This is a genomic window from Saccharothrix mutabilis subsp. mutabilis, from assembly GCF_039521145.1.
GTDB lineage: Bacteria > Actinomycetota > Actinomycetes > Mycobacteriales > Pseudonocardiaceae > Actinosynnema > Actinosynnema mutabilis.
On the sequence record NZ_BAAABU010000003.1, the window covers coordinates 160,536 to 173,933 of the forward strand.

A 13,398-nucleotide genomic window follows, 5' to 3' on the forward strand; every position below is an offset into this window, starting at 1 on the left:
GATTTTTTACGATTGTTGCGGTCACGCAACGTGACAATATGCGGAATCCTCACCATTGCCCGGGCTGTGGCGGACCGGACCTGGGTGGTGGGGGTGAGGGGACACGACAGCCGCACAAGCCAAGCGCGCGCCGACCGGGCCGCGTGCCGACCGGGCCGCGTGCCGACCGGGCCGCGTGCCGACCCAGCCACGGCGAGCCTCGCGCCGCCGCACTACTGCAAAGGAGCAGCGCCCCGCTCGGTCAGCAGCTGCTTCATGTACTCGCTCTCACTGGACTGCGACTTCAGCATGTTGTCCGCGAGAGTCCGCACGACGTTCTGCCCGGCGTGGGTGGCCGCGTATTCGGCCATGGGCGCCCCACCCTGGTGGTGGCGCAGCATGAGCTGCAGGAAGTACACGTCGAACTCGGTCCCCGACAGCGACCGCAGCCTGGCCAGCTCCTCCGACGAAGCCATGCCGGGCATGAGCCCCGCCTTGCCGGCCGACGACGTCGTACCGGCGGAGTGGTGGGACGCCGTGGCCATCCACTTCATGTGCGTCCCGTCGGGGCTCTGCTCCGGCATCCCCCACAGGGTCAGCCAGCCCTTCATCCGCCCGACCTGCTCCAGCTGGGTCGACTCGATGTCGAACGCCAGCTGGCGGATCGCCTGGTTGGTGGTCTTGTCCCGGGCCGTGTTGGCCATGGTGATGCCCTGGACGTGGTGCACGGCCATGTCCTGCGAGAAGCCCACGTCCACCGAGTCCTTCGCCGGGACCGACGCGTTGTCCGACCCCGGCAACCGGATGAGCAGGCCCACCGCCGCCCCCAGCAGGAGCACCGCCAGCACCGCCACCGCGGCCACGAGGGCCCTGGTGGCGGTGCCGGGACGGGACTGCTCGGCCGCGGTCAACGTCAGCTGCTCGGCTGGGTCGTGGGCGCGGCGGTCGGGTTCTCGGTCGGGTCGGTGGTGCCGCCGTCCATCGGGACCGCGTCCGCGCCCGGCTTCTCCGCCACGAACGGCGGCGGGTTGTCGATGTCGAAGGTCGGCGAGTCGCACGCCGCGCCGATCTCCGGGTAGGCGTACTGGTTGCGGCGCAGGGACTTGATGAACTGGTCGATGCGCTCGTCGTCCACGCTCTCGACCTTGAGCTGGTGGCCCCACGACTGCAGCGACACCGGCTTGTCCAGGCCCGGGTACGGCGACAGCATCGTGTACTGCTGGCCGTCGGCCTTGACCTTCAGCTTGTCCAGCGCCTCACCGGAGACCTGGTCCGGGTTGTAGGCGATCCACACGGCGCCGTGCTCCAGCGAGTGGACCATGTTCTCCGTGCGCACCGGCTTGGCGTAGACGACACCGGTGCAGTTCGCCCACGCGCCGTCGTGCGGCCCGCCGAAGGGCGGGGACTGGTCGTAGGCGACCCGCTGCGTCGGCTGCACGTGCTTGCCGGCCGGGTACTCCTTCTTGACCACGCCCTGGATCTGGTCGGACGGGTCCTTGTTCTCCTCCGAGGGCTGCCACTTGGCCAGCGCGGCTTCCTGCCGGTTCTTCTCGGAGATCTGCGAATAGGCATACCCGAACACGGTGCCCGCCAGCGCCAGCACGGCGATCACCGCGATGATGGTGCCCCACGGCTTCGGCTTCTTCGCCACCACCGAGGACCGCGCCGCCGCCACGCTGGAGCGCGCGGCCTTAGTCTTCTTGCCGCTGGTCATGTCCGCCTCAGGTCCGTCGTCTTACGCCCATGCCGCGGGCCAGTGTAGGGACACCGTGTCGGATCACCGTCAACTGCCGGTCACCAGGGGTGTTCGTTAACACTTGCGGGACCTGCGTCACTCCCATTCCTCGGGACGCGTATCCCGGTCGAGACCTGCGCGAACGTTTCCCTAGACTTGACGGGTGACTCCCGCTGCGCTCGCTGACCTGGTCCGTGCGACGGCCGTGGACGTGCTGTCCACCCGCGGCCTCGACCCCGCCGTCCTCCCCGCCGCGGTGACCATCGAGCGACCCCGCAACCCCGAGCACGGCGACTACGCCACCAACCTCGCCCTGGTGATCGGCAAGAAGGCCGGGGTGCAGCCCCGTGACCTGGCCGGATGGCTCGCCGAGGCGCTCGCGGGCACCGACGCCGTCGCGTCGGCGGAGGTCGCCGGCCCCGGCTTCCTCAACCTCCGCCTCGCCGCCGACGCCCAGGGCGGCATCGTGCGCGACGTGCTCACGGCCGGTGACGCCTACGGCCGGGGCGACCGGCTGGCCGGGGTCAAGATCAACCTGGAGTTCGTGTCCGCGAACCCGACCGGCCCGATCCACCTGGGCGGGACCCGGTGGGCGGCGGTCGGCGACGCGCTGGGCCGCATCCTCGCGGCCAACGGCGGCGACGTGACCCGCGAGTACTACTTCAACGACGCCGGCGCGCAGATCGACCGGTTCGTGCGGTCCCTGATCGCCGCCGCCAAGGGCGAGCCGGCCCCCGAGGACGGGTACGCGGGCGGGTACATCTCCGACATCGCCGCCGAGGTGCTCAAGCGGGAGCCCACCGCGCTCACCGCCGAGGACTCGCACGAGGTCTTCCGGCGCGTCGGCGTGAACCTGATGTTCGACGAGATCAAGCGCGACCTGCACGACTTCGGCACCGACTTCGACGTGTTCTTCCACGAGAACTCGCTGCACGAGTCGGGCGCGGTCGCCAAGGCGATCGAGCAGCTCAAGACCTCCGGCGGCCTGTACTTCGAGGACGGCGCCTGGTGGCTGCGGTCCACCGAGTACGGCGACGACAAGGACCGCGTGGTCATCAAGCGCGACGGCGACCCGGCCTACATCGCCGGCGACATCGCGTACTTCCTGGACAAGCGGTCGCGCGGCTTCGACCTGTGCATCTACATGCTCGGCGCGGACCACCACGGCTACATCGGCCGCCTGAAGGCCGCCGCGGCGGCGCTGGGCGACGACCCGAAGACCGTCGAGGTCCTCATCGGCCAGATGGTGAACCTGGTCAGCGACGGCAAGCCGGTGCGGATGAGCAAGCGCGCGGGCACCGTCATCACCATGCAGGACCTGGTGGACGCGGTGGGCGTGGACGCCGCCCGCTACGCCATGTCCCGGTCCTCGGTGGACTCGTCCCTGGACATCGACCTCGACCTGCTGCGCAAGCGGACGAACGAGAACCCCGTGTTCTACGTCCAGTACGCGCACGCGCGCCTGTCCTCGCTGCTGCGCAACGCCGCCGACCTCGGTGTCACGCAGAGCGACCAGTACGAGCTGCTCCAGCACGACCGCGAGGGCGACCTGATCCGCACGATCGGCGAGTTCCCGCGGGTCGTGGCCACGGCCGGCGAGCTGCGCGAGCCGCACCGGGTCGCGCGCTACCTGGAGGAGCTCGCGGGCACCTACCACCGGTTCTACGAGCACTGCCGGGTGCTGCCGCGCGGCGACGAGGAGACCACCGACCTGCACCGGGCGCGGCTGTCGCTGTGCGCGGCCACCCGCCAGGTGTTCCGCAACGGCCTCGGCCTGCTGGGCGTGAGCGCCCCGGAGCAGATGTGATGAGGGCGCACCCCGCCGGTCCCCGGCACGCCGACGTCCTGGTCCCGTCCAACACCGCCGGCAACCGGCCGGCGACCCCGGAGGAGCTCGACCTGCTCCACCCGCACGTGTGGCCGCGCAACGCCGAACGCGGCGAGGACGGCGCGGTCCGGTTCGGCGGCGTGGACGTGCGCGCCCTGGCGCAGGAGCACGGCACGCCGCTGTTCGTGATGGACGAGCGGGACTTCCGGTCCCGCTGCCGCGACCACGCCGAGGCGTTCGGCGACCCGACGCAGGTGCACTACGCGTCCAAGGCGTTCCTGTCCGTCGCGGTGGCCCGGTGGGTCGCCGAGGAGGGCCTGAGCATCGACGTGTGCAGCGGCGGCGAACTGGCCATCGCGCTGCGCGCCGACTTCCCGGCCGAGCGGATCGCGTTGCACGGCAACAACAAGTCCGTCGCCGAGCTGACCGCCGCGGTCGAGGCGGGCGTCGGCGCGGTGGTGCTCGACTCCTACCACGAGATCGCCCGGCTCGACCAGGTCGCGCGCGAGCGCGGCGTCGTGCAGCCGGTGATGATCCGCGTGACGGTCGGCGTCGAGGCGCACACCCACGAGTTCATCGCGACCGCCCACGAGGACCAGAAGTTCGGCTTCTCGCTGTCCTCCGGCGACGCCGCCGAGGCCGCGCGGCGCGTGTTCAAGGCCGAGGGCCTCCGGCTGGTCGGCCTGCACAGCCACATCGGCTCGCAGATCTTCGACGCCAGCGGCTTCGAGGTCGCGGCCCGCCGCGTGATCGGCCTGCTCGCGGAGCTGCGCGACGAGCACGGCGACGGCATCCTCGACCGGGTGTCCACCGTGGACCTCGGTGGCGGCCTGGGCATCGCCTACACGGCGGACGACGACCCGCCGCCGCCCGCCGAGCTGGCCCGCCAGCTGCAGGACATCGTGGGCAAGGAGTGCGCGCACGCCGGCCTGCCCGCGCCCAAGATCGCCGTCGAACCCGGCCGCGCGATCGTCGGCCCCGGCACGGTCACCGTGTACGAGGTCGGCACCATCAAGGACGTCCAGCTCGACGCCGGCGCGATCCGCCGGTACGTCAGCGTCGACGGCGGCATGAGCGACAACATCCGCACCGCCCTGTACGACGCCGTGTACGACTGCAAGCTGGTGTCGCGCAAGGCCGAGCCCGACGCGAAGGCCGTGCTGTGCCGCGTGGTGGGCAAGCACTGCGAGTCCGGCGACGTCGTGGTGCGCGACTGCTGGCTGCCCGACGACCTGGCGCCCGGCGACCTCATCGCGGTCGCGGCGACCGGGGCCTACTGCTACTCGATGGCCAGCGGCTACAACCGCCTGCCCCGGCCCGCGCTCGTCGCGGTGGCCGACGGCGCCTCGCGGCTGCTGCTGCGCCGGGAGACCGAGGAAGACCTGTTCCGCCTGGAGGTATGACGTGCCTGGCCAGAAACCGATCAAAGTCGCGCTGTTGGGCTGCGGCACGGTCGGCACCGAGGTGGTCCGGCTCCTGACCGACCACGCGGCGGACCTGACCGCGCGGGTCGGCGCGCCGGTCGAACTCGCGGGCATCGCGGTGCGCCGGCCCAACAAGCACCGCGAGGTGCCCGCCGAGCTGCTGACCACCGACGCGCAGGCGCTGGTCGAGTCCGACGTGGACGTCGTGGTCGAGGTCATCGGCGGCATCGAGCCGACGCGGACCCTGCTGCTCCAGGCGCTGCGGTCGGGCAAGTCCGTGGTCACCGCCAACAAGGCGCTGCTCGCCGAGCACTCCGGCGAGCTGTTCGAGGCCGCCGACTCGACCGGCGCGGACCTGTACTTCGAGGCGGCCGTCGCGGGCGCGATCCCGCTGATCCGGCCGCTGCGCGAGTCGCTGGCCGGCGACCGCATCACGCGCGTGATGGGCATCGTCAACGGCACCACGAACTTCATCCTGTCGGGCATGGACTCCACCGGGGCGAGCTACGGCGAGACGCTGGAGGAGGCCACCCGGCTGGGTTACGCGGAGGCCGACCCGACCGCCGACGTGGACGGCTTCGACGCCGCGTCCAAGGCCGCGATCCTCGCGTCGCTGGCCTTCCACACCCGGGTCACCGCCGCCGACGTGCACCGCGAGGGCATCGCGCAGGTCAGCGCGGCCGACATCGCCGCCGCCAAGGGCCTGGGCCGGACGGTGAAGCTGCTCGCGATCTGCGAGCGCGTTTCCGGAGGCGGGGCCGACCGGAACGACACCGCGAACGCTTCCGAATTCATCTCCGTGCGCGTCCACCCGGCCATGATCCCGAGGACCCACCCGCTCGCCGGCGTGAACGGCGCGTTCAACGCGGTCTTCGTGGAGGCCGACGCGGCGGGCGAGATGATGTTCTACGGCAAGGGCGCGGGCGGCGCGCCCACGGCCAGCGCGGTGCTCGGCGACCTGGTCGCGGTGGCCCGCAACCGCGTGGTCAGCGGGCGCGGCCCGCGCGAGTCGGCCTACGCGGCGCTGCCCGTGCGGCCGATGGGCCAGACGCCCACCAGGTACCACATCAGCCTCGACGTGGCCGACCGGCCAGGTGTGTTGTCGCAGGTGGCGGCGGTGTTCGCGGAGCACGACGTGAGCATCGCGGCGGTGCGGCAGGAGGGGCGGGTCGACGACGCCAGCCTGGTGATCGTGACCCACGCCGCGACCGACGCGGCACTGCGGTCGACCGTGGACAAAATCGGCGGACTGCCCGTGGTTCGGGATGTTGTGAGCGTGATGCGGGTGGAAGGCGAAGAATCGTGACAGCCCAGGCGACCGTCGGCGGAGCCGACAATCGGACAGCGGCGCGGCCCGGGTGGCCGGGCATCATCCACGCCTACGCGGACCGGATCCAGCTCCCGGAGGGCGCCAAGGTCGTCACCCTCCACGAAGGCGGCACGCCGCTGGTGCACTCGGAGCACCTGTCGGACGTGACCGGCTGCGAGGTCCACATCAAGGTCGAGGGCGCGAACCCGACCGGCTCGTTCAAGGACCGCGGCATGACCGTGGCCATGACGCACGCCCTCGCGAGCGGCACCAAGGCCGTGATCTGCGCCTCGACCGGCAACACCTCCGCCAGCGCCGCCGCCTACGCCGCCAAGGCCGGGCTCACCGCGGCGGTCCTGGTGCCGCGCGGCAAGATCGCGCTGGGCAAGCTCGCCCAGGCGGTCGCGCACGGCGCGCGCATCCTCCAGATCGACGGCAACTTCGACGACTGCCTCGAACTGGCCGCGAAGACCTCCGCCGAGTACCCGATCACCCTGGTCAACTCGGTCAACCCGGTCCGGCTGATCGGCCAGAAGACCGCCGCCTGGGAGATCTGCGACGTCCTGGGCCGCGCCCCGGACGTGCACTGCCTGCCGGTCGGCAACGCCGGCAACATCACCGCGTACTGGCGCGGCTACTCCGACTACGCGGCCGACGGCGTGGTGGGCTCGACCCCGCGCATGTTCGGCTTCCAGGCCGCCGGCGCGGCCCCGCTGGTGCTGGGGCGGCCGGTCGCCGACCCGGAGACCATCGCCACGGCCATCCGCGTGGGCAGCCCCGCGTCCTGGACCGGCGCGGTCACCGCCAAGGATCAGTCCGGCGGCCTGTTCGAGGCCGTGACCGACGAGAAGATCCTGGAGGCCTACCGGCTGCTGGCCTCCCGCGACGGCATCTTCGTGGAGCCGGCGTCGGCGACCAGCGTGGCGGGCCTGCTGGCCACCGCCGCCGACGGCCGCCTGCCCCGGGGCTCGCTGGTGGTGTGCACGGTCACCGGCCACGGCCTGAAGGACCCGGACACGGCGCTGCTCGGCATGGCCGAGGTCGAGCCGGTCCCGGTGGACCCCGGCGCGGTCGCCACCGCGCTGGAACTGTCGTGACCGGCGTCCGCGTCACCGTCCCCGCGTCCACGGCGAACCTCGGGTCGGGGTTCGACGCGCTCGGCATGGCCCTCGGCCTCCACGACGAGGTGGAGTTCGAGGTCGTGCCGGCCGGGCTGGCGGTCGAGGTGACCGGCGAGGGCGCGGGCAGCGTCCCCCGTGACGAGTCGCACCTGGTGGTCCAGGCCTTCCGCGCCGCCTGTTCACTGCGGTCGGTGAACGTTCCGGGGCTGGTGCTGCGGTGCCGGAACGCCATCCCGCACGCGCGCGGCCTCGGCTCGTCGTCGGCGGCCGTCGTCGCGGGCATCGCGGCCGGATACGCGCTGGCCGGGCACGAGTTGGACACAACCGCGTTGCAACTCGCCGCCGAGTTCGAGGGCCACGCCGACAACGCGGCGGCGGCGATGTTCGGCGGCGTCGCCGTGGCGTGGACGCACGGTGACCGGTTCCGCGCGGTGCGTCTCGAAGCGCACCCCGCGCTGCGGCCCGTGGTGCTGGTGCCGGCGGTCGAGTCGTCCACCAAGACGACCCGCGGCCTGCTGCCCGCGACGGTGCCGCACGCCGACGCCGCGTTCGCCGCCGGGCGGTCCGCGCTGGCCGTCCACGCCCTCACCACCGACCCCTCCCTGCTGCTGGACGCCCTGGACGACCGGCTGCACGAGCCGTACCGCGAACCGGCCTGGCCGGCCACGTTCGCGCTGGTCAGGGCGCTTCGGGAAGCCGGAGTGCCGGCGGCGGTGTCCGGGGCCGGGCCGACCGTGCTGGCCCTGCCCGAGGGCGGCAAGCTGCCCGACCCGATCGACCTCGCGGGCTTCACCCCGCTGCACGTCCCGGTCGACGCCGGGGGAGTCCGCGTTGCGCCACTCGGTTGAGTGATGCGACGCGCCGCGCCCCGGTTGTTGCACCTGGCCGGACCGGCGTCTACCCTCGGGGCCATCAGTCACCGCGCGCACGGGCGCCGGTGTGGTGCCCGGACATTCGCTCCGGATCGCATTCCTCCAGTGACTTGGCCCTGTGCCGTACGGGCGGGGTTGGCGCTGGAAGGCACCCGCTCGCCGTGTGACCGAGAACGCCTCGTACCGGTGGACTCCGCATTCGTGCGCTCCGAGGTCCGCCTGCACGCAGGCGTTACTGTCGATCCGCATTCCGTCGGACGGCAGGTCCGCTGGGCCGCGTAGGAGGCGCGGTCCGGTCAGGAAGGACATGTGTGAGCAACACTGATGTGCTGAGCAGCGAAGCTCCTGCTGCTCCCAACGCCGCTGCCAGTTCCGGAGCCGAGGAGAACGCTCTGACCACCCCTTCGAACGGCAGCGCCCCGCCGCGCAAGCGGGCGGGCCTGTCCGGCATGGTGCTCGCCGAGCTGCGTGAGCTCGCCGGTCAGCTCGGCATCACCGGCACGGCCGGTCTCCGCAAGGGCGACCTCATCGCGGCCATCAAGGAGCGTCAGGGCGGCACCTCCGGTCGGGGCAGTGCCGCGACGCCGCCGAAGGCCGAGAAGAAGGCTTCGGCCCCGAAGGCCGCGGCTTCCGCTCCCGCGCCCGAGAAGCCCGCCGCCGAGAAGCCCGCCGCCGAGCAGCCGGTCGACCGGCCGACGCAGCAGCAGCTCGACGTCGCCGACCGCCCGGCCGAGGAGGAGGGCAACCGCCGCGGCAACCGCCGCCGCCGGTCCGCCAACCGCCCGGCGGGCAGCCCGGAGGCGCAGCAGCAGCCCGCCGCCGCTCCCGCCGCGGAGGCCCCGGCGCAGACCCAGGAGCGCCCGCAGCAGGAACAGCGCCCCCAGGCCGACCGCGCCGAGCAGCCCCGTGAGCAGCGCCAGGAGCGTGGCGACCGCGGCGAGCGCGGCGACCGGTCCGAGCGCGGCGACCGGTCCGAGCGCGGCGACCGCGGTGAGCGCGGTGAGCGTGGTGACCGCGGTGAGCGTGGTGACCGCGGCAACCGCCGGGACCGCGACCGGGACCGTGACCGGGACCGGGGCGACAACCGCGACCGGGACCGCAACCGGCAGGGCGGCGGCAACGCCGTCGAGGACGACGGTGACGAGGAAGGCGGTCGGCGCGGCCGGCGCTTCCGCGACCGCCGCCGGCGCGGTGGCCGCGGTGACGGCGCGGGCGGCGGCACCGACACCGAGGTGCGCGAGGACGACGTCCTGCTCCCCGTCGCGGGCATCCTCGACGTGCTGGAGAACTACGCGTTCGTCCGCACGTCGGGCTACCTGGCCGGGCCGAACGACGTCTACGTGTCGCTGTCGCTGGTGCGCAAGTACGGCCTGCGCCGCGGTGACGCGATCATCGGCGCCGTCCGCCAGCCGCGCGACGGCGAGCAGCAGCGGCAGAAGTTCAACCCGCTGGTGCGCGTGGACAAGATCAACGGCTTGGACCCGGAGGAGTCGCGCAACCGCCCCGACTTCACCAAGCTCACGCCGCTGTACCCGAACGAGCGCCTGCGGCTGGAGACCGAGCCGCACATCCTGACGACCCGCGTCATCGACCTGGTGATGCCGATCGGCAAGGGCCAGCGCGCGCTCATCGTGTCCCCGCCGAAGGCCGGCAAGACCTCGGTGCTCCAGTCGATCGCCAACGCGATCACGAAGAACAACCCCGAGTGCCACCTGATGGTGGTCCTCGTGGACGAGCGCCCGGAAGAGGTCACCGACATGCAGCGGTCGGTGAAGGGCGAGGTCATCGCCTCGACCTTCGACCGCCCGCCGTCGGACCACACGACGATCTCGGAGCTGGCCATCGAGCGGGCCAAGCGCCTGGTCGAGATGGGCCACGACGTGGTCGTGCTGCTCGACTCGATCACCCGCCTGGGTCGCGCCTACAACCTGGCGGCCCCGGCGTCCGGCCGGATCCTGTCCGGTGGTGTCGACTCGACGGCGCTGTACCCGCCGAAGCGGTTCCTCGGCGCGGCCCGCAACATCGAGGGCGGCGGCTCGCTGACCGTCATCGCGACCGCGCTGGTGGAGACCGGTTCGGCCGGTGACAGCGTGATCTTCGAGGAGTTCAAGGGCACCGGCAACGCCGAGCTGAAGCTGGACCGGAAGATCGCCGACAAGCGGACCTTCCCGGCCGTGGACGTGGACGCCTCCGGCACCCGCAAGGAGGAGCTGCTGCTCTCGCCGGACGAGATGGCGGTCATGCACAAGCTCCGCCGGGTGCTGCACGCCCTCGACGGCCAGCAGGCGATCGACCTCCTGCTCGACCGGCTGCGCAAGAGCCGGACGAACATCGAGTTCCTGATGCAGGTCGCCAAGACCACCCCGGGCGCGGACAACGACTGACCCGAGCCCGAACCCGAACGGCCCGCCCCTCGCGCGAGGGGCGGGCCGTTCGGCGTTCTGGCGGCTGAGGTGCCGCGACGGGAGGCCCGCACTGGGGGTCCGGGCCTCCCGCCGCGACTCGGCCTGCCCCCCGCATGGCCGGTTGCCCCCCGCGTTCGACCGTAGCCGGCCGGTGACCGCCCGCAGCACCGTTGCACCGCGCCGTTCGGCACGCCCGACCGTGCGGCGACTCCGTAGCGCTACGGAGGATTGCTCGGTTCGGCCCAACGCGCGGCTCCGTGATCCCTCCCGTGGTCGGCCGGTCCCCGCCTTGTACTGTCCGTGCTCGGATCGTGACCCTGACGTGGAGGCGAGCGTGTCAACCGCCGGGCTCAGCACCTTCGTCGGCCGCGGGGTCGAGACGGCCGCGGTGCGCGACCTGCTCCGGACGCGCCGGCTGGTCACCGTCAAGGGCGCGGCCGGCATCGGCAAGACCCGGTTCGCCGAGCACGTCGCCGGCGTGGTGGAGGGCGACTTCGCCGACGGTGCCGTCCCGGTGCCCCTGGTCGACGTGCGCGGCGCCGGGGTGGCCGGGGAGCTGGCCCGCGCGCTGGACCTGGTGGACAACGGCGGCAGCCCCGTCACGACCCTGCTCACCGACCACCTGCGGGACAAGCGCCTGCTCCTGGTGCTCGACAACTGCGAGCACCTGGTGGAGCACGAGGACCCGGAGCGGCCCGGCCCGCTGCCGCAGCTGGTCCGCCTGCTGCTGCGGGCGGCGGAGGGCGTGCGGGTGCTGGCCACGAGCCGGTTGCCGCTGGGCGTCGGCGGCGAGCAGGTGGTGGACCTGGAGCCGCTGCCGCACGTGTCCGTCGGCGGCGAGGAGCCCGACGCCCTGGTCCTGCTGCGCGACCGCCTGGCCGCCAAGGGCAAGCCGCTGCTGCCCGAGCAGGAGCCGTCCGCGCGGGAGGTGTGCGCGCTGCTGGAGGGCGTGCCGCACGCGATCGAGATGGTGGCGGCGCTGCGCCGGCACAAGACGTGGGCGGAGCTGCTGCACGGCCTGCGGGCGGACCTGGCGCTGCTGGCGCAGGGCCGGCTGCCGGAGGTCGACCAGTGGCACCACCGCACGCTCCGGGCGTCCATGCAGCTCACCCACCAGCTGCTCGACCAGCCGGCCCGGCGGCTGTGGGTGGTGCTGAGCGTGTTCACCGGCGCGGCCGACCTGGACGCCGTGCGGCACATGGCCGAGCTGGTCGGCGACCCCCACGGGGTGGAGGCCGTGCTGGAGACGCTGGTGGACCACTCGGTGCTCATCCACACCGAGCTGGACGGGCGCAGCCGGTGGCGGATGCTGCCCACCGTCCGGGCGTTCGGCCTGCACGCGGACCCGGAGCTGGCCGCGCGGGCGCGGGTCGCGCACGCCGACCACCACGCCGCGCTGGTGGCCCGGGTCGCGGACCGCTGCTACGGGCCCGACGAGGTCCCGCTGCTGCGCGCCGTGGACGCCGCGATGCCGAACATCCGCACCGCCGTGACGACCCTGGTCGCCGGCGGGCAGGGGGAGCGGGCGCTGCGGCTGCTGGTGGACCTGTCCGACAGCCGCGCGAACACGCTCATGGGCACGTTGGGCGAGCTGCGCCGGCTGATGACGATGTGCCTGGACGCGCTGGGCGACCAGCTGCTGCCCGGCGTGGTCGAGTGCATGGCGGGCGGCGCGTTCGCCGCGCTCATCCAGGGCGACGGCCTCGCCACCGCCCGCCCGGTCCTGGACCGGTGCCACGAGCTGCTGCGCCGGCTGCCGCCGGGGGACGGGGGCACGGCCCGCGCCGCGCAGGCCGTGGACTGGGCCGAGGCGACCGCCCTGTGGATCGCCGAGCCGGACCCGGCCGTGGCCGCCGGCTCGATCGACCTGCTGCGCCGCCTGGCCGCCGCCGAACCGCACCCGGGCCGCCGCCACATGCGCAACCTGTTCGCCGGGTTCGCCGCCGCCTACTACCGCCACCCCGACGCCCGCCGGCTGGCGCAGGACCACCTGGCGGACACCCTGGCCGCCGGCGCGCCGTGGGCGGCGTCCTGGGCCCGCTGGCTGCTGGCCCTGGTCACCTTCGCCTGCGACGACGACCCCGACGGCGCGCTGGTCCTGCTCAAGACCACGCTGCGGGCGCAGCACGACATGGGCGACCGGTGGGGGCCGCCGTGGACGCTGTGGCTGATGGCCCTGGCCGCCGGCACCCGCGGCGAGCACGCGACCGCCGCCCACCTGCTCGGCGGCGCGTGGGCGCACCAGCGGGCGATCTCGACCTTCGTGACCGGCCTGACCCCGAACCTGCGGCTGCAACAGGGCGTGGTGGACCTCTGCGTCTCCGGCCTGGGCCGGGACGCCTGGGAGCAGCGGACCGCGGCGGGCGGGAAGTCACCCCTGGACGACCTGGTGGAACTGGCCCTCGCGCTGCCCGAGCGGGGCGGCGCGGTGCACCGGCGGGAGTTCCCCGCGGGCCTGACCCGCCGCGAGTTCGAGGCGCTGCTGCGGCTGGCGGCCGACTTCCCGGCCACGAACGAGGCGATGGCCGCCCGGATGGCGTGCGGGAAGCGGACCTTCGAGACCTACCTGCAGGAGGTCCGCCGCAAGACCGGCATCACCGACCGCTACGACCTGGCCCGCTACGGCCGCCAGTGGCTGCCCGACGCCGACCGGCCGCACCCGTGACCGCCGGCCGCTGCCGAGTCGGCCGCACCGTGACCGCCGGCCGCTGCCCGTGACCGCCAG

Annotated in this window: 9 protein-coding genes; 7 read left to right on the forward strand and 2 right to left on the reverse strand. The window is 73.3% G+C overall.

Annotation, left to right across the window (positions count from 1 at the left end; translation table 11 throughout):
• Positions 1–212: 212 nt before the first annotated feature.
• Together ABD126_RS08425 and ABD126_RS08430 are read right to left on the reverse strand one after the other, a co-directional pair.
• The gene (locus tag ABD126_RS08425) at positions 213–890 is read right to left on the reverse strand and encodes a DUF305 domain-containing protein (RefSeq protein WP_343933126.1); all 678 of its coding nucleotides are present in this window, start codon (positions 888–890) and stop codon (positions 213–215) included.
• 2 nt (positions 891–892) lie between these two features.
• On the reverse strand, positions 893–1,693 hold the full coding sequence (locus ABD126_RS08430) for a thioredoxin-like domain-containing protein (protein WP_343933127.1): 801 nt from the start codon (positions 1,691–1,693) through the stop codon (positions 893–895).
• A 184-nt stretch (positions 1,694–1,877) separates the two neighbouring features.
• Between ABD126_RS08430 and argS the strand changes: the two genes are divergently transcribed.
• The 7 genes from argS (at position 1,878) to ABD126_RS08465 (ending at position 13,338) form a co-directional block, all read left to right on the forward strand.
• Positions 1,878–3,521: an arginine--tRNA ligase gene (gene argS, locus ABD126_RS08435; protein WP_343933128.1), complete on the forward strand. Its 1,644-nt coding sequence runs from the start codon at positions 1,878–1,880 to the stop codon at positions 3,519–3,521.
• Positions 3,521–4,945, forward strand: coding sequence for a diaminopimelate decarboxylase (gene lysA, locus ABD126_RS08440; protein WP_343933130.1), 1,425 nt, complete (start codon positions 3,521–3,523; stop codon positions 4,943–4,945). The genes argS and lysA overlap by 1 nt, the downstream gene beginning before the upstream one ends.
• A 1-nt stretch (position 4,946) precedes the next feature.
• Positions 4,947–6,272 (forward strand): homoserine dehydrogenase, encoded by a 1,326-nt coding sequence (locus ABD126_RS08445; protein WP_343933132.1) that lies wholly within the window; start codon positions 4,947–4,949, stop codon positions 6,270–6,272.
• Positions 6,269–7,372: a threonine synthase gene (gene thrC, locus ABD126_RS08450; RefSeq protein ID WP_343933133.1), complete on the forward strand. Its 1,104-nt coding sequence runs from the start codon at positions 6,269–6,271 to the stop codon at positions 7,370–7,372. Before ABD126_RS08445 ends, thrC begins: the two co-directional genes overlap by 4 nt.
• Entirely contained in the window at positions 7,369–8,244 is an 876-nt protein-coding gene (gene thrB / locus ABD126_RS08455) for a homoserine kinase (protein ID WP_343933134.1), read from the forward strand. Before thrC ends, thrB begins: the two co-directional genes overlap by 4 nt.
• Positions 8,245–8,579: 335 nt before the next feature.
• Positions 8,580–10,652, forward strand: coding sequence for a transcription termination factor Rho (gene rho, locus ABD126_RS08460; RefSeq protein WP_343933135.1), 2,073 nt, complete (start codon positions 8,580–8,582; stop codon positions 10,650–10,652).
• A gap of 355 nt (positions 10,653–11,007) precedes the next feature.
• Positions 11,008–13,338 carry an ATP-binding protein gene (locus ABD126_RS08465; protein WP_343933136.1) on the forward strand — a complete coding sequence of 777 codons (2,331 nt, stop codon included), beginning with the start codon at positions 11,008–11,010 and terminating at the stop codon, positions 13,336–13,338.
• Positions 13,339–13,398 lie beyond the last annotated feature (60 nt).

Excerpts from the sequence above, each read along its gene's own strand:
- lysA (WP_343933130.1), top strand. The coding sequence starts at position 3,521 with ATGAGGGCGCACCCCGCCGGTCCCCGGCACGCCGACGTCCTGGTCCCG.
- ABD126_RS08430 (WP_343933127.1), bottom strand. The coding sequence starts at position 1,693 with ATGACCAGCGGCAAGAAGACTAAGGCCGCGCGCTCCAGCGTGGCGGCG.